The organism is Pseudomonas fragi (genome assembly GCF_025426255.1).
Lineage (GTDB): Bacteria > Pseudomonadota > Gammaproteobacteria > Pseudomonadales > Pseudomonadaceae > Aquipseudomonas > Aquipseudomonas kulmbachensis.
The window spans coordinates 4327865-4347451 of record NZ_CP104861.1 but is presented as its reverse complement, the minus strand read 5'-3'; the positions used below and the strand labels follow the sequence as shown (position 1 = coordinate 4347451).

Sequence of the window (19587 nt, the reverse complement as noted above, 5' to 3'; positions counted from 1 at the left end):
ATGTTGCATGACCGACCACGCGCTGTTGCTGGTTAACCTGGGTTCGCCGGCGTCTACTTCGGTAGCGGATGTACGCAGCTACTTGAACCAGTTTTTGATGGACCCGTACGTGATCGACTTGCCGTGGCCGGTACGGCGTTTGCTGGTATCGCTGATCCTGATCAAACGCCCGGAGCAGTCCGCCCATGCCTATGCCTCGATCTGGTGGGAGGAGGGCTCGCCGCTGGTAGAGCTCAGCCGCCGCTTGCAGAAGGCGATGACCAAGGAGTGGACCCAGGGCCCGGTTGAGTTGGCCATGCGCTACGGTGAGCCATCGATTGAAACGGTGCTCACCCGTTTGGCTGCGCAGGGCATCAAAAAGGTCACGCTAGCACCGCTTTATCCACAGTTTGCCGACAGCACCGTGACCACGGTGATTGAAGAAGCCAAGCGCGTGGTAAAGAGCAAAAAGCTGCCCGTTCAGTTCTCCATCGTGCAGCCGTTCTACGATCAGCCCGAGTATCTCGATGCATTGGTCGCCAGCGCCAAGCCACATCTGGAACAGGATTACGACCATCTGCTGCTGAGTTTTCACGGCCTGCCAGAGCGGCATTTGCACAAGCTGGACCCGACCGGCAACCACTGCTTCAAGAATGAAGACTGCTGCCGAAATGCTTCGCCCGCTGTCCTGGCGACCTGTTATCGGGCGCAGTGTTTGCGTACTGCCCAGGCCTTCGCCGAGCGTATGGGGCTGCCTGAGGGCAAGTGGTCGGTGGCGTTCCAGTCCCGTCTGGGCCGGGCCAAGTGGATCGAACCCTACACTGAGGCGCGCCTGGATGCGTTGGCCAAGCAAGGGGTGAAAAAGATTCTGGTGATGTGCCCGGCGTTTGTGGCCGATTGCATCGAAACCCTGGAAGAGATCGGTGATCGCGGACGCGAGCAGTTTATTGAGGCGGGGGGCGAGGAGTTGGTGCTGGTGCCGTGTCTCAATGACAACCCGCAATGGGCAAAGGCATTGAATACATTGTGTGAAAGAGCGCCGTTGGCGCTGTAGTAGCGGTTATCTGATGTGGGAGCTGGCAAGCTAGCTCCCACATCAGATACTTAGGTTGTCAGGTCGATTCAGATAACCGGCCCACCACCTTTCTTGTGCTTCCAGCTGTCATTGCCCGGCAGGATCAGGTTAAGCGCTATCGCAACGATGGCGCACAACGCGATGCCCTTGAGACCGAAGTCTTCCGGGCCCATGCCTGTACCGATCAGCACACCGCCAATCCCGAATACCAGCGTTACCGACACGATCACCAGATTGCGCGCTTCACTCAGGTCAACCTGGTGGCGGATCAGGGTGTTCATGCCTACAGCGGCAATCGAACCGAACAGCAGGCACAGAATTCCGCCCATCACTGGCACTGGAATGCTTTGCAGCAGCGCGCCGAACTTACCGACAAAAGCCAGGCTGATGGCGAAGATCGCCGCCCAGGTCATGATTTTCGGGTTGTAGTTCTTGGTCAGCATCACTGCGCCCGTTACTTCGGCGTAGGTAGTGTTGGGCGGTCCGCCCAGCAGGCCAGCAGCGGTGGTAGCGATGCCGTCACCGAACAGCGTGCGGTGCAGGCCCGGTTTTTTCAGGTAGTCACGACCGGTTACGCTGCCCACGGCAATTACGCCGCCGATATGTTCAATGGCCGGGGCAAGTGCCACGGGAACGATAAACAGAATCGCCTGCCAGTTGAACTCGGGAGCGGTGAAGTGCGGCATGGCGAACCAGGGCGCCGCGGCGATCTTGGCGGTGTCGACGACCCCGAAGTAGAACGCCATGCCAAAACCCACCAGCACACCGGCAATGATTGGCACCAGACGGAAAATCCCTTTACCGAATACAGCCACGATCAAGGTGGTCAGCAGCGCTGGCATCGAGATCATCATGGCGGTTTGATAGTGGATCAGCTCGGAGCCATCTTCAGCGCGGCCCATGGCCATATGCGCAGCGATGGGCGCCATTGCCAGGCCAATCGAGATAATCACCGGGCCAATCACCACGGGTGGCAGCAGGCGATCAATAAAGCCGGTGCCTTTAAGCTTTACCGCGAAACCGAGAAAGGTGTACACGAAACCGGCTGCCATTACGCCGCCCATGGTCGCGGCCAGGCCGAACTGGCCCTTGGCGAGAATGATCGGGGTAATGAAAGCGAAACTCGAAGCCAGAAAGACCGGCACCTGGCGGCGGGTCACGATCTGGAACAGCAGAGTCCCGAGACCCGCCGTGAACAGTGCAACGTTGGGGTCGAGGCCGGTAATCAGTGGCATCAACACCAACGCGCCAAAGGCCACGAAGAGCATCTGTGCGCCAGAGATAATCTGGCGCCAGAGCGGGTCGTTGAACTCGTCCTGCATGTTATACGTCCTTTTGCTTGGTGCCGAAGATCTTGTCGCCGGCATCGCCCAAGCCCGGAATGATGTAGCCGTGCTCGTTCAAACGCTCATCAATAGAGGCGGTGTAGATGGTCACGTCAGGGTGAGCGGCTTCAACCGCAGCAATCCCTTCTGGTGCAGCAACCAGCACCATGGCGCGGATCTCTTTGCAGCCGGCTTTTTTCAGCAGGTCAATGGTTGCAACCATCGAGGAGCCAGTGGCCAGCATCGGGTCGATAATCATCGCCAGACGCTCGTTGATTTCCGGCACCAGCTTTTCCAGGTAGGTGTGGGCCTGGAGGGTTTCTTCGTTACGGGCAATACCGACAGCGCTGACTTTAGCGCCTGGAATCAGGCTGAGTACGCCTTCGAGCATGCCGATACCCGCACGCAGAATCGGTACGACGGTAATTTTCTTGCCAGCGATTTTTTCAACCTGGACGGTGCCGCACCAGCCTTCAATCTCGTAAGTTTCGAGGGTCAGGTCTTTGGTGGCTTCGTAGGTCAGCAACGCGCCGACTTCCTGAGCGAGCTCACGGAAGTTCTTCGTGCTAATGTCTGCGCGGCGCATAAGGCCGAGCTTGTGACGGATCAGCGGATGGCGGATCTCACGGATGGGCATAAGTAAAGGCTCCGGTTGGGCAGGCAAAAAAAGCGGCCTAGATTAATCTAATCCGGGGTGATGTCCTACAGACATTACTGCACGTTAGTCCATAAATGCTTGATCTGAGCCATGCGGATGCGTACCTTTGCCCGCTTTTCTTGCACAACCCCCCCTGGAGAGCGTCATGTCTGCTGATCTCGAGCATATCCGTCAAATCATGCGAGAGGCTGACTGCCTGTACACCGAAGCTGAAGTCGAGGTGGCAATTGCCCGCGTAGGTGCGCAAATCACGGCTGAAATGGCTGAGACCAATCCAGTGGTATTTTGTGTGATGAACGGCGGCCTGATTTTTTCCGGCAAGCTGCTCACCCATCTGAAATTTCCGCTTGAAGCGTCGTACTTGCACGCCACGCGCTATCGCAATGAAACCACAGGCGGTGATCTGTTCTGGAAGGCCAAGCCAGAAGTATCGTTCATTGACCGTCACGTGCTGATCATTGATGACATCCTGGATGAAGGTCACACCCTGAGCGCGATCGTCGAGTTCTGCAAACACGCCGGTGCCCGTCAGGTGCATACCGCGGTATTGATCGACAAGGACCACGACCGCAAGGCGCGCCCGGACCTGAAGGCCAACTACGTAGGTTTGCCGTGTATTGACCGTTACATCTTCGGCTACGGTATGGACTACAAAGGCTACTGGCGTAATGCCGCTGGCATCTATGCGGTCAAAGGCATGTAACAAAGGATGTTGAAGCTTTCATCACGAAAGCTTCAACCCGGTTCTACCTCCATGAGTGTGCTGACATGCTGGCTATTTTCCTTCAGACGCTCACGATCACAGCCCCGGTGTTTGCCATGCTGTTTTTGGGCGTGGTACTCAAGCGTGTGGGCTGGATCAATGACAACTTTATCCATACAGCGTCGGCCCTGGTGTTTAACGTCACCATGCCGGCGTTGTTGTTTCTGGGTATTTTGCATGCGGATCTGAGAGCTGCCCTGCAGCCCAAGGTGCTGGCTTACTTCGTTCTGGCAACTTTTCTCAGTTTTGCGCTGGCGTGGGGTTGGTCGATCTGGCGCTGCCCGCGTGAAGATCGCGGGATCTACACCCAGGGTGCATTTCGCGGGAACAACGGGGTTATCGGCCTGGCGCTGGCGGCCAGCATGTATGGCGATTACGGGATATCGTTGGGCGCGGTGCTCGCCGGTCTGGTGATTCTGCTCTACAACACCCTGTCGACCATTGTGCTGGCAGTCTATAGCCCGGTGATCAAGTCCGACCCCTGGAGCATCTGCAAAAGTGTGTTCAAAAACCCACTGATCATCAGTGTGCTGGCTGCTGTGCCGTTCGCGGTGTTCAAGATCAGCTTGCCCGGCTGGTTGCAGGCATCGGGTGAGTACCTGGCGGCGATGACCTTGCCGCTGGCACTGATTTGCATCGGCGGTACGCTGTCGTTGGCGAGTTTGCGTAAAAGTGGCGACATGGCGCTGAGCGCCAGCCTGGTGAAAATGGTCAGCATGCCGCTGTTGGCAACCTTGGGTGCCTGGCTCTGCGGCTTTCGCGGGCCGGAACTGGGGATTCTGTTTTTGTACTTCGCCAGCCCGACGGCCGCTGCCAGTTATGTCATGGCGCGGGCGGCCAATGGCAATCACGAGTTGGCCGCCTCGATTATCGTGATCACCACCTTGATGGCAGCCATCACGACCAATATCGGCATTTTTGTGTTGCAGTGGGGCGGTTGGATTTAGCCTCTGCGGCTCAGTGCTGTCGCCGCCATGCGCGCAGGGTGCTGAACAGCAGAAACAGCAGCAGCGCCGGCAAGATAAAGAACAGCATCAGGTGTTCAAGCTTGCCGGCCAACGGCATGCCGGTGGTGAAGGACACCACGTGCAGGCCATAAGCCAGATACAACCCCAGAAACAACACCCCTTCGCCACGGGTCACGCGGTAGCCGGTGTAGAACACGGGCAGGCACAGCGCCGCAACACCCAGCATCACCGGCAGGTCGAACGCCAGCGCATTGGGCGACACGGACAAGGGTGTGGGTGCCACCAACGCAGTCAGGCCGAGAACACCCAACAGGTTAAAGACGTTACTACCAATCACGTTGCCGACGGCAATTTCGCGCTGGCCGCGAAACGCTGCAATCAGGGAAGTGGCCAGTTCTGGCAGCGAGGTGCTGACGGCAATGATGGTCAGCCCGATTATCCGCTCTGACAGTCCCAGTTCAGTGGCTAGCGTGACTGCGGCCCCGAGCAGCAGATGCCCGGCAAGCCCGAGCAGACCCAGAGCTGCGAGCATCAGCAGTAAGTTGTGCAGCCAAGAGGTACGGGGCAAATCGTGGCTGACGTGATGATGGCCGCTGTGGCGAGATTGGCGCAGCAGCAGGGCCAGATAGATCAGTAGGCCGCCTAGCAAGACCACGCCGTCCAGGCGGTCGAGTTGTTTGTTCAGCGCCAGGGCGAATACCAGGCCGCTGGCCAGGATCATCAGGGGTATGTCCAGCCGTACCAGTTGACGGGACACGCGCAGGGGAATGATCAGTGCCGAGAGCCCGAGGGTGACCAGGATATTGAAGATGTTACTGCCGATCACACTGCCCACGGCAATGTCGGCGGTGTCATTGAATGCAGCCTGCAGGCTGACGGTCATCTGCGGTGCGCTGCTGCCCAGTGCCACCACGGTCAAACCGATCAGCAGTGGACGCACTTTCATGTTGGCAGCGATGCGCACGGCGCAACGCACCAGTAATTCGGCTCCTGCGATCAGCAGCACGAGGCCACAGAGCAATTGCAGCAAGTTCCACGGTGATAGAGCGCTCAAGCCAAAAATAGCGACAACTCCCTCAGTTAATCACTCAAGCCCTGAACCCGGACTTTGGCTGTGCCTGTACGCAGCATATCCAACTGCTGGGCGGCCTTGCGCGAAAGATCGATCAGGCGGCCACGGGTGTGCGGCCCGCGATCATTGATGCGCACCACGACGGATTTGTCGTTGCTTAAATTGGTCACCAGTACCCGCGTGCCGAAAGGCAGGCCAGGGTGGGCGGCAGTGAGGGCATGTTGGTCGAAGGGTTCGCCGCTGGCGGTTCGCTTGCCGTGGTGGCGAGCGCCGTAATAGGAGGCAATGCCGGTTTTGTCATAGCCGCGGGGGTCTATGTCATGGCTGGCACAGCCAGCGAGCAAGCTGAGCAGGGCGCAGGCGCCGAGTAGCCGCTTCATGGGGAATCCTTTTTGTTAGCCGTTAAATAAGCTGTAGCCGCTGCTGCAGGCTGCGATGGGTTGCATAGTGCCCCCGCTTTTTTATCAAAAGCGAAGGTCCTGCGGCCCTTGTCGCAGCCTACGGCAGCGGCTACAAGCTTTGCTTTTAGCCTTCGAGCTTGCTTTTGAGCAGTTCGTTGACCTGTTGCGGGTTGGCTTTGCCTTTGGAGGCTTTCATCGCCTGGCCCACAAAGAAGCCGAACATCTTGCCGCGCTTGGCTTCGTCTGCCGCACGGTATTGCTCGACCTGTTCTGCGTTGGCCGCCAGCACTTCATCCAGCACCTTTTCAATCGCGCCGCTGTCGGTGACTTGCTTGAGGCCGCGCTTTTCAATGACATCGTCGGCAGTGCCTTCGCCATTGGCCATCGCTTCCAGCACGACCTTGGCGATTTTGCCGGAGATGGTGTTGTCCTTGATGCGCTGCAGCATGCCGCCCAGTTGCTCGGCGCTGACCGGCGACTGGTCGATGTCCAGGGCTTGCTTGTTGAGCAGGCTGCCCAACTCGACCATCACCCAGTTGGCCGCCAGTTTGGCGTCGCCACTGATGCTCACGACTTTCTCGAAGTAGTCTGCTTGTTCGCGGCTCGAAGCCAATACGCTGGCGTCGTAGGCCGACAGGCCGAACTGGGACTGGAAACGCTCGCGTTTCTGCGGTGGCAGCTCCGGCAGGGTGGCGCGCACGTCTTCGATAAACGAATCTTCGATGACCACTGGCAGCAGGTCCGGGTCGGGGAAGTAACGGTAGTCGTTGGCTTCCTCCTTGCTGCGCATGGCGCGGGTTTCGTCCTTGTTCGGGTCGTACAGGCGGGTCTGTTGAATGACCTTGCCGCCGTCTTCGATCAGTTCGATCTGACGTTGTACTTCGCTGTTGATCGCCTTCTCGATGAAGCGGAACGAGTTGACGTTCTTTATCTCGCAGCGTGTACCGAACTCGGCCTGGCCAACCGGGCGAATCGACACGTTACAGTCGCAACGCAACGAGCCTTCTGCCATGTTGCCGTCGCAGATGCCCAGGTAACGCACAAGGGCGTGCATCGCCTTGACGTAGGCCACGGCTTCTTTGGCGCTGCGCATGTCCGGCTCGGACACGATTTCCAGCAGCGGCGTCCCCGCACGGTTCAGGTCGATGCCGGTGGCGCCGCTGAAGTCTTCGTGCAGGCTTTTGCCAGCATCTTCTTCAAGGTGGGCACGGGTGATGCCGACGCGTTTGACGGTGCCGTCTTCCAAGGTGATATCCAAGTGGCCCTTGCCGACAATCGGCAGTTCCATTTGGCTGATCTGGTAGCCCTTGGGCAGGTCCGGGTAGAAGTAGTTTTTGCGGGCAAATACGTTGTGCTGAACAATTTCAGCATCAACTGCCAGACCGAACATCACGGCCATGCGCACGGCTTCCTGGTTCAGCACCGGCAGTACGCCGGGCATGCCCAGGTCAACCAGGCTGGCCTGGGTGTTCGGTTCTGCACCAAAAGTGGTAGCGCTACCGGAGAAAATCTTCGATTGGGTGGCGAGCTGGGAGTGAATTTCCAGCCCGATCACAACTTCCCATTGCATATGTTTTTCCTCAGAAGCCGGCAGGTGAGCGCGTGTGCCAGTCAGTGTTCAGCTGGTACTGATGGGCAACGTTGAGCAAGCGACCTTCCTGGAAGTAAGGCGCGAGCAATTGCACGCCCACTGGCAAGCCATCGACAAAACCGGCTGGCATCGACAGGCCCGGCAGGCCCGCGAGGTTGGCGGTAATGGTGTAGACGTCTTCCAGATAGGCCGAAACCGGATCGCTGTTTTTAGCGCCGATTTTCCAGGCCGGGTTAGGCGTGGTCGGGCCGAGGATGATGTCGACTTCGTTGAACGCAGCCATGAAGTCATTTTTGATCAGGCGGCGGATTTTTTGCGCTTGCAGGTAGTAAGCGTCGTAGTAACCCGCCGACAGGGCGTAGGCACCGACCAGAATCCGGCGCTGTACTTCCGGGCCAAAGCCTTCGGCGCGCGAGCGCTGGTACAGGTCAGTGAGGTCTTTCGGGTTTTCGCAGCGATGGCCGAAGCGTACGCCGTCAAAACGCGACAGGTTGGACGAAGCTTCGGCTGGCGCGATCACGTAGTACGCAGGAATCGCGTGCTGCATGTTCGGCAGGCTGATGGGCTTGATCACGGCACCGAGCTTTTCCAGCTCTTTGATGCTGTTGTGGACCAGCTCTGCGATGCGCGAGTCGAGACCTTCGCTGAAGAACTCCTGAGGCACGCCAATGCGCAGGCCTTGCAGCGAACCATTAAGGTTGGCGCTGAAGTCCGGCACGGGTTCGTCGATGCTGGTGGAGTCTTGCGGGTCGAAACCGGCCATGCCTTGCAGCAGGATGGCGCAGTCTTCGGCCGTGCGGGCCAACGGGCCGCCCTGATCGAGGCTGGAGGCGTAAGCAATCATGCCCCAGCGCGAAACACGACCGTAGGTCGGTTTCAGGCCGGTGAGATTGGTCAGCGCTGCCGGCTGTCGGATAGAACCGCCGGTGTCGGTGCCAGTCGCGGCAGGTAACAGACGAGCGGCAACGGCTGCTGCCGAACCGCCAGACGAACCGCCCGGAACATGCTCAAGGTTCCACGGGTTTTTGACCGCCCCGTAGTAGCTCGATTCGTTGGCCGACCCCATGGCGAACTCGTCCATGTTGGTCTTGCCCAAGGTCACAGCGCCAGCGCTAGCCAGTTTGGCAACCACGGTGGCGTCATACGGGGCCTTGAAGTTGTCGAGCATTTTGGAGCCGCAGCTGGTGCGTACGCCCAAGGTGCAGAACAAGTCCTTGTGACCGATCGGCGCGCCCAGCAGGGCACCGGTTTCACCGTTGGCGCGACGTGCGTCAGCGGCCTTGGCCTGCTCTAGGGCGAGGTCTTCGGTGAGGGTGATGAAACTGTTGAGCTGAGGATCGAGCTGGGCGATACGCGCCAGCAGGGTCTTGGTCAGCTCTTCGGAGGAAAACTTTTTATCGGCGAGTCCGCGGGCGATCTCGGCCAGAGTCAATTGATGCATGCAGGCTCTTTCCCTTTACTCGATGACTTTCGGAACCAGATAGAGGCCGTTTTCGACCGCTGGTGCGATGGACTGATAAGCCTCGCGATGATTGCTTTCAGTCACGACGTCTGCGCGCAGGCGCTGGCTGGCTTCCAGTGGGTGGGCCAGAGGCTCGATACCGGTGGTGTCGACGGCCTGCATCTGATCAATCAGCCCCAGAATGCTGTTAAGGGCTTCGGTGGTGCGTGGAATATCGGCATCATTGAGGCCAATACGGGCCAAATGAGCGATTTTTTCCACGTCGGAGCGGTCAAGCGCCATGGGATTCTCCAGTGGAAAACAGGACGGATGCTATCCGTGTGTTAGATTGTCGGAACACTACCGCATTTCTACGGTCATATGGCCGCGATTATGGGCATTGGTGCTCGGAAAAGCGTCCAATTTAACATATTGGCGCCTTGCCCAAAATCCCTGTCGTTGTTAGAGTTTGCCGCACTTTTTTACCCACGCGTTGCCTAGGGTCCCTTTCCCATGTTCAAGAAACTGCGTGGCATGTTTTCCAGCGATCTTTCCATCGACCTGGGCACTGCCAACACCCTTATTTACGTGCGTGAGCGCGGTATTGTCCTGAATGAGCCATCGGTTGTGGCTATTCGGACACACGGTAACCAGAAAAGTGTCGTTGCCGTCGGCACCGAGGCCAAGCGCATGCTTGGCCGTACACCGGGCAACATTGCTGCCATTCGTCCGATGAAAGACGGCGTTATTGCCGATTTCAGCGTTTGCGAAAAAATGCTGCAGTACTTCATCAACAAGGTGCATGAAAACAGTTTCCTGCAACCTAGCCCGCGAGTTCTGATTTGTGTGCCTTGCAAATCGACTCAGGTAGAGCGTCGTGCCATTCGTGAATCGGCACTCGGTGCCGGTGCCCGTGAAGTGTTCCTGATCGAAGAACCAATGGCTGCTGCCATCGGTGCCGGCTTGCCGGTTGAAGAAGCACGCGGTTCGATGGTTGTCGATATCGGTGGTGGTACCACTGAAATCGCCCTGATCTCCCTGAACGGTGTGGTTTACGCCGAATCCGTACGGGTGGGTGGCGACCGTTTCGACGAAGCGATCATCACTTACGTACGTCGCAACTACGGCAGCCTGATCGGTGAGTCGACTGCCGAGCGCATCAAGACCGAAATCGGTACGGCTTTCCCTGGCGGTGAAGTACGTGAAGTCGACGTGCGCGGCCGTAACCTGGCAGAAGGCGTACCACGTGCCTTCACCCTGAACTCCAATGAAGTGCTTGAGGCTCTGCAAGAGTCGCTGGCAACCATCGTTCAGGCTGTGAAAAGCGCACTGGAGCAGTCTCCGCCAGAATTGGCTTCGGACATCGCCGAGCGTGGTCTGGTACTGACCGGTGGTGGCGCCTTGCTGCGTGATCTCGACAAGTTGCTGGCTCAGGAAACTGGTCTGCCGGTGATTGTTGCCGAAGACCCGCTGACCTGCGTTGCGCGTGGCGGTGGCCGTGCGCTGGAAATGATGGATAAACACACAATGGACCTGCTCTCCAGCGAATAAGATCGTGTGGTGCAGTCCTTTGGTTATCATCAGAAGGTAGCACTTTGCAGTGCTGCCTTTTGGCGTTTATCTTCTGTCAATCTTCATCCAGGCCGCTTGAAGCCGTATGAATAAATTGAACACTTGCCCGGGAGGAGCGGCTTATTAAACCGCTCTTTTCCAAAGGCCCCTCATTGGGCGTGCGCTTTTTGGTGCTGGTCGTGCTATCGGTCACGCTGATGGTAGTGGACGCTCGCTTCACGTTGCTCAAACCCGTGCGCAGTCAAATGTCGCTGGTGCTGATGCAGTCCTACTGGATTACCGATTTGCCGCAGCGCTTGTGGCAGGGTGTGGCCAGTCAGTTCGGCAGCCGTACCGAGCTTGTGGCGGAAAACGAGAAACTCAAAACTGAAAACCTTCTGCTTCAAGGCCGCATGCAAAAGCTGGCCGCCTTGACCGAGCAGAACGTGCGCCTGCGCGAGTTGCTGAACTCATCCGCGCTGGTCAACGAAAAGGTTGAAGTGGCCGAGTTGATCGGCATGGACCCTAACCCCTTCACCCATCGCATCATCATCAACAAAGGTGAGCGCGACGGCGTGGTACTGGGGCAGCCCGTGCTTGATGCCCGTGGGCTGATGGGGCAAGTGGTCGAGCTGATGCCCTACACCTCGCGTGTCCTGCTGCTCACCGATACGACCCACAGCATTCCGGTGCAGGTAAACCGTAATGGCTTGCGCGCGATTGCCAGCGGTACGGGTAATCCGGAGAGCCTGGAACTGCGTCATGTTGCAGACACTGCGGATATCAAAGTGGGCGACCTGCTGGTCAGCTCGGGCCTGGGGCAGCGTTTCCCGGCCGGTTATCCGGTGGCAACGGTCAAAGAAGTGATTCACGACTCGGGCCAGCCTTTTGCCATTGTGCGGGCAGTGCCGACGGCGGCCTTGAACCGTAGCCGTTACCTGCTGCTGGTGTTCAGCGATAGCCGAACCCCGGAAGAGCGGGCCAATGACGCTGCCAAGGCCCAGCAGGCAGAGCAAAACGGTGAAGCACCTTCCATTGTTCCGGCGACAGTGCCAAAACCTGCAGCACCGGTGGCTGCACCTGCACCTGCACCTGCACCTGTAGTTGCACCGTCGGTGGCGCCTGTGGCCGCCAAGCCTGCTTCTGCCAAGGCCCCGGCTGCCAAGGCCCCGGCTGCCAAGCCTCCTTCTGCAACCCCCGCCGCAGCCAGGCCGCCAGCCGCTGTGCCGGCCACTACTCGGGAGAGGCAATAATGGCGAGTACGCGTTCGAGTAACAGCTGGCTGATCTGGCTGACATTTGCCATCGGCCTGTTGCTCAGCATTTCACCGATGCCGCAGTTCATGGAAATCCTGCGCCCGCTCTGGCTGGCCTTGTTGTTGGCCTTTTGGGCCTTGTACATGCCGCATAAAGTGGGAATGCTCACTGCGTTTTGCCTGGGGCTGGCCGAGGATGTGCTGTACGGCACGTTACTGGGGCAGAACGCCCTGACACTGACCCTCATCACCTTCCTGGTCTTGTCACTGCAGCAGCGCCTGCGGGTGTTCCCGATGTGGCAGCAAAGCCTGGTGATTCTGGTGATTTTCGGTCTGGCTCAGCTCGCCCAGTTGTGGCTCAGTGCCTTGACCGGGAACCGCCAACCGACCCTGGCGCTGATCTTGCCGGCTTTGGTCAGTGCACTGCTGTGGCTCTGGATCAGTTACGGGCTTCGCGGGTTATGCAGACGTTTCAAAATCAATTAATCGGATACGAGCCATTTCCTGGTTTGTGCACCTCGACAGGGAGATGTCTTGATGATCTCGCTTTATCTGGCCTCTGGCTCACCGCGCCGACGCGAGTTGCTGACTCAAATCGGCGTGCCGTTTCAAACAGTCAGTGCGGCCATTGACGAAACCCCCCTCCAGAATGAATCCCCTGTGGCCTATGTCGAGCGCCTGGCGCGTGAAAAGGCCCAAGCTGGACGCCAGCAACTGCTGGCATCGAAACCGGACGACGGGTTTTGCGTGCTGGGGGCCGATACGGCTGTGGTGCTCGATGAGCACATTCTCGGTAAACCAGTCGACGAGGCCGACGCCTTGGCTATGCTCATGGCGTTATCTGGCCGGGAGCATGAGGTGTTGACCGCCATCGCGATTGTGGATGCCGGGCGTTGCGAAACTCGAGTGGTGCGCAGCCAGGTCCGTTTTCGAAACATCGACAAACAAGAAGCCAGCCTGTACTGGGCCAGCGGTGAGCCGCAGGATAAAGCCGGTGGTTACGCCATTCAGGGCTTGGCAGCGGTGTTCGTGGCGGGTCTAAATGGCAGTTATTCAGCCGTTGTTGGGTTGCCCGTGTGCGAAACCGCAGAACTGCTCGGGCATTTCGGCATACCCTGTTGGCAAAACCTTACCGTGCGCTGAATACCGCACCTACGAGACGTGGCACTACTGTGATGACGCCTGAACGAGACCCAGCCATGAGTGAAGAGATCCTGATCAACATCACGCCGATGGAATCGCGCGTGGCGGTGGTAGAGAACGGTGTTCTGCAAGAGGTGCATGTCGAGCGTACCCAGCGCCGGGGCATTGTCGGCAACATTTATAAAGGCAAAATTGTCAGGGTTTTGCCCGGCATGCAGGCGGCCTTTGTTGATATCGGGCTGGACCGCGCGGCCTTTATCCATGCCTCCGAAATTTCCCTGCGCGAAGGCCAGGCCGTTGAAAGCATCAGCACGCTGGTGCACGAAGGCCAGAGCCTGGTGGTGCAGGTTACCAAGGATCCGATCGCTTCCAAGGGCGCACGTCTGACTACTCAGCTGTCGATTCCTTCACGCTATCTGGTGTACATGCCGCGCACCGCGCATGTTGGTATTTCGTTGAAAATTGAAGACGAAGCCGAACGTGAGCGTTTGAAGCGGGTGGTCACCGATTGCGTGGCCCAGGAAGGCATCCAGGAAGCCGGTGGTTTTATCCTGCGTACGGCGGCCGAGGGCGCCGGGGCGGATGAAATCCTGATGGATATTCGCTACCTGCGCCGCTTGTGGGACCAGATCGGGGCCCAGATCAAAACCGTTGGTGCGCCGACTGTGATCTACGAAGACCTGGGCTTGGCACTGCGCACATTGCGCGATCTGGTCAGTCCCAAGATCGAGAAAATCCGCATCGATTCGCGTGAAACCTTCCAGAGAACCACTCAGTTTGTTGCCGAACTGATGCCTGAAATTGCCGACCGCCTTGAGCACTACCCAGGCGAACGGCCGATTTTTGACTTGTACGGCGTGGAAGACGAAATCCAGAAAGCCCTGGATCGCAAAGTCCCGCTCAAGTCCGGCGGTTATCTGGTGGTCGATCCGGCTGAGGCCATGACCACCATTGACGTCAATACCGGCGCATTTGTGGGCCATCGCAACCTTGAAGAAACCATCTTCAAGACCAACCTCGAAGCGGCCACCGCCATTGCCCGGCAATTGCGCCTGCGCAACCTGGGCGGGATCATCATCATTGACTTCATCGACATGGAAGATGAAGAGCATCAGCGTCAGGTGCTGCGCACCCTCGAAAAACAGCTGGAGCGTGATCACGCCAAGACCAACATCATCGGGATTACCGAGTTGGGTCTGGTGCAGATGACCCGCAAACGCACCCGCGAGAGCCTTGAACAGGTTCTGTGCGAGCCGTGTGTGTGCTGCCAGGGTCGGGGCAAGCTGAAAACCGCTGAAACCATCTGCTATGAAATTTTCCGTGAAATCCTGCGTGAGGCCCGGGCCTATCAGGCGACAGGTTATCGGGTGCTGGCCAATCAGAAAGTGGTCGACCGCTTACTGGACGAAGAGTCGGGCAACGTTGCGGAACTGGAAGGTTTTATCGGGCGTACGATTCGTTTTCAGGTCGAAACCATGTATTCCCAGGAACAATACGATGTGGTGCTGCTCTGAAGTATCAGACGTCGTATAGCGTTAAAAAGGGGCTGAGCTCAGCCCCTGTGATCATTACTGAAGGGGCCACCTGACATGGAGCGTCTGACACGCTTTTTTGCCGCGCTGACCCGTTGGGGGTTGGGCCTGTGCGCCCTGGTTTTAGTGTTGACGGCGCTGTACGTCAGCCTCGGCCGTGAATTGACCCCGCTGATCGCTGAATACCGCATCGAGGTGCAGAACAAAGCCCGCGAAGCCTTGGGCATGCCATTGACGATTGGCAGCCTTGAGGGGCGCTGGAGCGCCATGGCGCCCATATTGCTGGCACACGATGTGATGATTGGCGAGGGCAACAGTGCCTTGCGCCTGGATGAAGTGCAGGTGGTGCCCGACGTGTGGGCCAGCCTGTTGAGCCGTGACATCCGTATCGCCCGCGTGCAACTCAATGGTCTGCAACTTAGCTTGCGTCAGGACCAGGACGGCCATTGGGCCCTCGAAGGGTTGCCGGTACAGGACGACCAGCCACTGGATCCTGAGCAATTACTCAATCAGCTGCAGCGTGTATCGCAGTTGTCGGTGCTCGACAGTCAGGTGACGCTCGAACCCTTCAAGCACGCTCCGCTGACCATGACCTATGTAGGGCTGACGCTGGACGTTGGCGCCTCGGATCAGCGCCTCGACGCGCGGCTTACCTTGCCCGATGGTCAACCTGTAGCGCTGAGCCTCAAGACCCAGGTTCAGGCTAGCCAGTGGCGAGATGGTGCGGCCCAGGCTTATGTCAGCCTGCCCCAGAGTGACTGGGCCAAATGGCTGCCCGCCACGCTGCTTCAACCGTGGAAAGTGTCTGAACTCAAGGCGGGTGGCGAGCTCTGGTTTAACTGGAAAAAAGGCTCGGTACAGAGCGCGGTTGCACGCTTGAATGCACCAAGAATCAGCGGTGCCTACGCCGACCGTAAAGCCGAGACCATTGACAGCCTGGCGCTGCATGCCTGGGCTGAACGGGGCAAGCAAGGTTTCAATGTAGTACTCGATTCGCTGGCAATGGACCTGGGCAAGACCCGCTGGGAAACCCGCATGCAGTTGCAGCAGTTCGCGGCGACCGACAAGGAGCAGGAACGCTGGCACTTGCAGGCTGACCGCCTGGACCTGACCCCGATTACACCGTTGCTCGATTCGCTGGCGCCGTGGCCCGACGGTTTGGCCAAGGTGATCGACCAGCTCAAGGTCACGGGTACGCTGCGTAATGTGCTGCTCGACTACCGTCCCGACGCGACAGGCGATGAAAAGCTCAGCTTCGCTGCCAATCTGCAACAGGTCGGGTTCAATGCCACCCACGGTGCCCCGGCTGCGCGCAACGTCAGCGGCCTGATCAGCGGTGACCTGGGCAAGGGCGAACTGCGGCTCGACAGCAAGGATTTCATGCTGCATCTGGAGCCGATCTTCGCCAAGCCCTGGCAGTACCTGCAAGCCAATGCTCTGCTGACCTGGACCTTGAACAAGGACAGCTTCACCCTGATCGCGCCGTACATCAAAGTGCTGGGGGAGGAGGGCAAGATCGCGGCTGACTTTTTGATTCGGATCCACCTCGACCATTCCCAGGAAGACTACATGGACCTACGGGTCGGTCTAACGGATGGCGATGGTCGTTTTACCCCCAAATACCTGCCTGAAGTGTTGAGCCCGGCGCTTACCGAATGGCTGAGTACCGCGATTATCAAGGGCGCGGTCGAAGAAGGTTTTTTCCAGTACCAAGGATCGCTGAGCCACGACGCCGTTGCGGCGGCACGCAATATCAGCCTGTTCTTCAAAGTGCAGGGTGCAGAACTGGCGTTCCAGCCCGGCTGGCCCCATGTGCGCAATGTCTCGGGTGATGTATTTATCGAAGACAGCGGCGTGCGGATCATGGCCAGCAAAGGCCAACTGCTCGACACGCAGGTTCGCAACGTTGCGGTGAGTATTCCCCATGTGCCCAGCGGCAAGGTCAGTCATCTGTTGCTGGATGGCGATTTTGACGGTGGTCTTGGTGACGGCCTGAAAATTCTTCAGGAGGCGCCGATTGGCACCGCTGAAACCTTTGCAGGCTGGCAGGGGGAGGGCTCGCTCAAAGGCCGGGTCGATCTGGATATCCCGCTGGGCAAAGGTGAAGAGCCGAAAATCCTGGTGGATTTCAATACCGACAAGGCGCGCTTGAAAATCAGCGAACCTGAGCTCGAACTCACTCAACTCAAGGGCGACTTTCGCTTTGACAGTGCCAAGGGGCTGAGTGGCAAGGGCATCAGCGCACGTGCGTTTGATCGTCCGATCACGGCGCAGATCTTTGCCGACGGCAAGCCCGGTCGCATCAGCACCCGTGTGGTGGCAAGCGGTCAAGTGGGGGTTAAAAAACTCACTGACTGGCTCAAGTTCAATCAGCCGATCCCGGTGACGGGTGATTTGCCTTATCAGCTACAGCTTACTCTGGACGGTGCCGACAGCCAGTTGCGCGTCAGTTCCAGCCTCAAGGGCGCTGTGGTGGATTTACCAGCGCCGTTCGGTCTGGCGGCCAATGAGAGCCGCAACAGCGTGTTCCGCATGACCCTGCAAGGGGCCGAGCGCCGCTACTGGTTTGACTACGGTGACCTGGCCAACCTGACCTTTGCCGCCCCCAATGGCAAGTTTGAAGACGGGCGTGGCGAATTGTTCCTGGGCGATGGCGACCCGGTGCTGCCTGCCAGCAAGGGCTTGCGTATTCGCGGCGTGCTCTCGGAACTGGACGTTGCCCCGTGGCAGGCGCTGGTCGAGCGTTATGCAGGCAAGGACCCCGGCGGCAGTGCCAAGCAACTGCTCAACAGCGCGGACTTTAAAGTCGGCAAGTTGATCGCCTTCGGCACTCAACTGGATCAGGTTCGCTTGATGATGAAGCGCAATGCCGCCTCCTGGGCGTTGCAAATCGACAGCAAGCAGGCCCTCGGTGCGGTGACTTTGCCAGATGCCAAAAACGCCCCGATTGTGGTCACGATGCAGAACATTCGTCTGCCCGCGCCCGACCCCAAAGTGGTGGCCGACGAAAATGCCCCGGACCCGCTGGCGGCGGTTGATCCGCGAAACATTCCGGCGCTGGACATCGTCATTCGACAGCTCTACCAAGGACCGGACTTGCTTGGCGCCTGGTCGCTCAAAGTACGGCCAAACAGTCGTGGCATTAGCCTCAACAGCCTGAACCTGGGGCTCAAGGGCCTGCTGCTCGAAGGCTCGGGTGGTTGGGAAGGCGTCGCGGGTAGCAGCAAGAGCTGGTATCAGGGCCGTCTGGGTGGCGGCAATTTGGCTGACGTACTCAAGAACTGGGGCTTTGCCCCCAGTGTGACCAGCAATAATTTTCATCTGGACGTCGATGGCAACTGGCCGGGTTCACCGGCCTGGATCGGCCTCAAGCGTTTTTCCGGTACCCTGGATGCTTCACTCAATAAAGGCCAGTTTGTGGAAGTCGATGGCAGCGCCCAGGTGCTGCGCATTTTTGGTCTGCTGAACTTCAACGCCATTGGCCGTCGCCTGCGTCTGGACTTCTCCGACCTGTTTGGCAAAGGCCTGAGCTACGACCGGGTCAAGGGCGTGCTCAATGCCAGCAGTGGTGTCTATAGCACCAGCAAACCGATTCTGATGACCGGGCCATCTACCAACCTGGAGCTTAATGGCACGCTGAACATGGTCACCGATCAGGTCAACGCCAAGCTGCTGGTGACCTTGCCGGTGACCAACAACCTGTCCTTGGCCGCGTTGGTGGTGGGTGGGCCAGCGGTAGGTGGGGCGGTATTTTTGCTCAACAAGCTGATCGGCGATCAGGTGTCGCGCTTCGCCAGTGTGCAATACAGCATTCAAGGCCCGTGGAACGATCCGAAGATCACCTTCGACAAGCCGTTTGAGAAAAAATAGGAGCGCGTCATGTCGTTTGCAGTGATTCAAATGGTCAGTCAGAGCGATGTGCTGGCTAATCTGGCTCAGGCTCGACGCCTACTGGAAAAGGCGGCTGCTGGCGGCGCGCAACTGGCCGTACTGCCTGAAAACTTTGCCGCCATGGGCCGTCGTGATATTGCCGATATCGGTCGCGCCGAGGCATTGGGTGAAGGCCCGATCCTGCCATGGTTGAAACAGGCCGCTCGCGACCTCAACTTATGGGTAGTTGCCGGGACGTTACCGTTGCCGCCAGAAGGCCAGCCAGATGCCAAGGTCAATGCCTGTTCGCTGCTGATCAATGCTGACGGCGAGCAAGTGGCCCGCTACGACAAACTGCACTTGTTCGACGTGGATGTGTCTGACAGTCGTGGTCGTTATCGTGAATCTGACGACTATGCTCATGGTGAGCGAGTGGTGGTGGCTGATACTCCAGTCGGCAAGCTGGGCCTGACCGTGTGCTACGACCTGCGCTTTCCAGAGCTGTACAGTGAGTTACGAAGCGCTGGCGCGGAGCTGATTACTGCACCCTCGGCATTTACCGCCGTGACGGGGGCGGCGCATTGGGACATTCTGATTCGCGCGAGGGCCATCGAAACCCAGTGTTACGTGCTTGCAGCGGCCCAGGGAGGCGTTCATCCGGGCCCGCGCGAGACCTACGGGCACGCTGCCATCATCGACCCTTGGGGGCGGGTGCTGGCCGAGCAGGCGCAAGGCGAGGGCGTATTGCTGGCCGAGCGTGACTCCGTCGAACAGGCGGATATCAGGGCGCGCATGCCGGTGGTGAGCCATCGGCGATTTTTTTCGCAGGGTGCGCAGACGCGCGTTTAGAAGCACGGTTTTGGTTGGATGCATTTTTTGTGGGAGCTGGCCTGCCAGCGAAAACATTACTGCGCTGAGCCAGGCAGACCGAGTCGCCTGGATCGTCAGCAGGCTGGCTCCCAC

At 58.6% G+C, this 19587-nt stretch carries 17 protein-coding genes; 10 read left to right on the top strand and 7 right to left on the bottom strand.

The window, feature by feature from the left end; translation table 11 throughout:
• The first annotated feature begins 7 nt into the window (after positions 1-7).
• On the top strand, positions 8-1033 hold the full coding sequence (gene hemH, locus N7D90_RS20210; protein WP_261739651.1) for a ferrochelatase: 1026 nt from the start codon (positions 8-10) through the stop codon (positions 1031-1033).
• A gap of 68 nt (positions 1034-1101) precedes the next feature.
• Here the strand turns inward: hemH and N7D90_RS20205 are convergent, their stop codons facing one another.
• Positions 1102-2376 carry a uracil-xanthine permease family protein gene (locus N7D90_RS20205; protein ID WP_261739650.1) on the bottom strand — a complete coding sequence of 425 codons (1275 nt, stop codon included), beginning with the start codon at positions 2374-2376 and terminating at the stop codon, positions 1102-1104.
• A 1-nt stretch (position 2377) separates the two neighbouring features.
• Positions 2378-3016: a uracil phosphoribosyltransferase gene (gene upp / locus N7D90_RS20200; RefSeq protein ID WP_261739649.1), complete on the bottom strand. Its 639-nt coding sequence runs from the start codon at positions 3014-3016 to the stop codon at positions 2378-2380.
• 166 nt (positions 3017-3182) lie between these two features.
• Here upp and N7D90_RS20195 point away from each other — a divergent pair, with 166 nt between their 5' ends.
• Both N7D90_RS20195 and N7D90_RS20190 read left to right on the top strand, forming a co-directional pair.
• Positions 3183-3740, top strand: a complete 558-nt coding sequence (locus N7D90_RS20195) for a hypoxanthine-guanine phosphoribosyltransferase (protein ID WP_048360104.1) — start codon at positions 3183-3185, stop codon at positions 3738-3740.
• A 65-nt stretch (positions 3741-3805) separates the two neighbouring features.
• Positions 3806-4747, top strand: a complete 942-nt coding sequence (locus tag N7D90_RS20190) for an AEC family transporter (protein ID WP_261739648.1) — start codon at positions 3806-3808, stop codon at positions 4745-4747.
• 10 nt (positions 4748-4757) lie between these two features.
• Here N7D90_RS20190 and N7D90_RS20185 read toward each other — a convergent pair whose 3' ends face one another.
• From N7D90_RS20185 to gatC, 5 genes are all read right to left on the bottom strand, one after another.
• Positions 4758-5798, bottom strand: coding sequence for a calcium/sodium antiporter (locus N7D90_RS20185; RefSeq protein ID WP_261742496.1), 1041 nt, complete (start codon positions 5796-5798; stop codon positions 4758-4760).
• Between the two features lie 50 nt (positions 5799-5848).
• Positions 5849-6220 carry a septal ring lytic transglycosylase RlpA family protein gene (locus N7D90_RS20180; protein ID WP_261739647.1) on the bottom strand — a complete coding sequence of 124 codons (372 nt, stop codon included), beginning with the start codon at positions 6218-6220 and terminating at the stop codon, positions 5849-5851.
• A 145-nt stretch (positions 6221-6365) separates the two neighbouring features.
• The gene (gene gatB, locus N7D90_RS20175; protein ID WP_261739646.1) at positions 6366-7811 is read right to left on the bottom strand and encodes an Asp-tRNA(Asn)/Glu-tRNA(Gln) amidotransferase subunit GatB; all 1446 of its coding nucleotides are present in this window, start codon (positions 7809-7811) and stop codon (positions 6366-6368) included.
• A 10-nt stretch (positions 7812-7821) separates the two neighbouring features.
• The gene (gatA, locus tag N7D90_RS20170; protein ID WP_261739645.1) at positions 7822-9273 is read right to left on the bottom strand and encodes an Asp-tRNA(Asn)/Glu-tRNA(Gln) amidotransferase subunit GatA; all 1452 of its coding nucleotides are present in this window, start codon (positions 9271-9273) and stop codon (positions 7822-7824) included.
• A 15-nt stretch (positions 9274-9288) separates the two neighbouring features.
• Entirely contained in the window at positions 9289-9576 is a 288-nt protein-coding gene (gene gatC, locus N7D90_RS20165; protein WP_095040392.1) for an Asp-tRNA(Asn)/Glu-tRNA(Gln) amidotransferase subunit GatC, read from the bottom strand.
• 210 nt (positions 9577-9786) lie between these two features.
• On the opposite strand from gatC, the gene mreB reads away from it, so the two are divergent.
• The 7 genes from mreB to N7D90_RS20130 all read left to right on the top strand — a co-directional run bounded on the left by mreB (position 9787) and on the right by N7D90_RS20130 (position 19473).
• Positions 9787-10824: a rod shape-determining protein MreB gene (gene mreB / locus N7D90_RS20160; protein ID WP_003439856.1), complete on the top strand. Its 1038-nt coding sequence runs from the start codon at positions 9787-9789 to the stop codon at positions 10822-10824.
• 173 nt (positions 10825-10997) lie between these two features.
• Positions 10998-12077, top strand: a complete 1080-nt coding sequence (mreC, locus tag N7D90_RS20155; protein WP_261739644.1) for a rod shape-determining protein MreC — start codon at positions 10998-11000, stop codon at positions 12075-12077.
• Positions 12077-12565 (top strand): rod shape-determining protein MreD, encoded by a 489-nt coding sequence (mreD, locus tag N7D90_RS20150; protein WP_261739643.1) that lies wholly within the window; start codon positions 12077-12079, stop codon positions 12563-12565. The genes mreC and mreD overlap by 1 nt, the downstream gene beginning before the upstream one ends.
• Positions 12566-12616: 51 nt before the next feature.
• Positions 12617-13222, top strand: a complete 606-nt coding sequence (locus N7D90_RS20145; RefSeq protein ID WP_261739642.1) for a Maf family protein — start codon at positions 12617-12619, stop codon at positions 13220-13222.
• Between the two features lie 56 nt (positions 13223-13278).
• Positions 13279-14736 carry a ribonuclease G gene (gene rng, locus N7D90_RS20140; RefSeq protein WP_261739641.1) on the top strand — a complete coding sequence of 486 codons (1458 nt, stop codon included), beginning with the start codon at positions 13279-13281 and terminating at the stop codon, positions 14734-14736.
• A 75-nt stretch (positions 14737-14811) separates the two neighbouring features.
• Positions 14812-18624: a YhdP family protein gene (locus tag N7D90_RS20135; protein WP_261739640.1), complete on the top strand. Its 3813-nt coding sequence runs from the start codon at positions 14812-14814 to the stop codon at positions 18622-18624.
• Between the two features lie 9 nt (positions 18625-18633).
• On the top strand, positions 18634-19473 hold the full coding sequence (locus N7D90_RS20130) for a carbon-nitrogen hydrolase family protein (RefSeq protein ID WP_261739639.1): 840 nt from the start codon (positions 18634-18636) through the stop codon (positions 19471-19473).
• Positions 19474-19587: the final 114 nt, after the last annotated feature.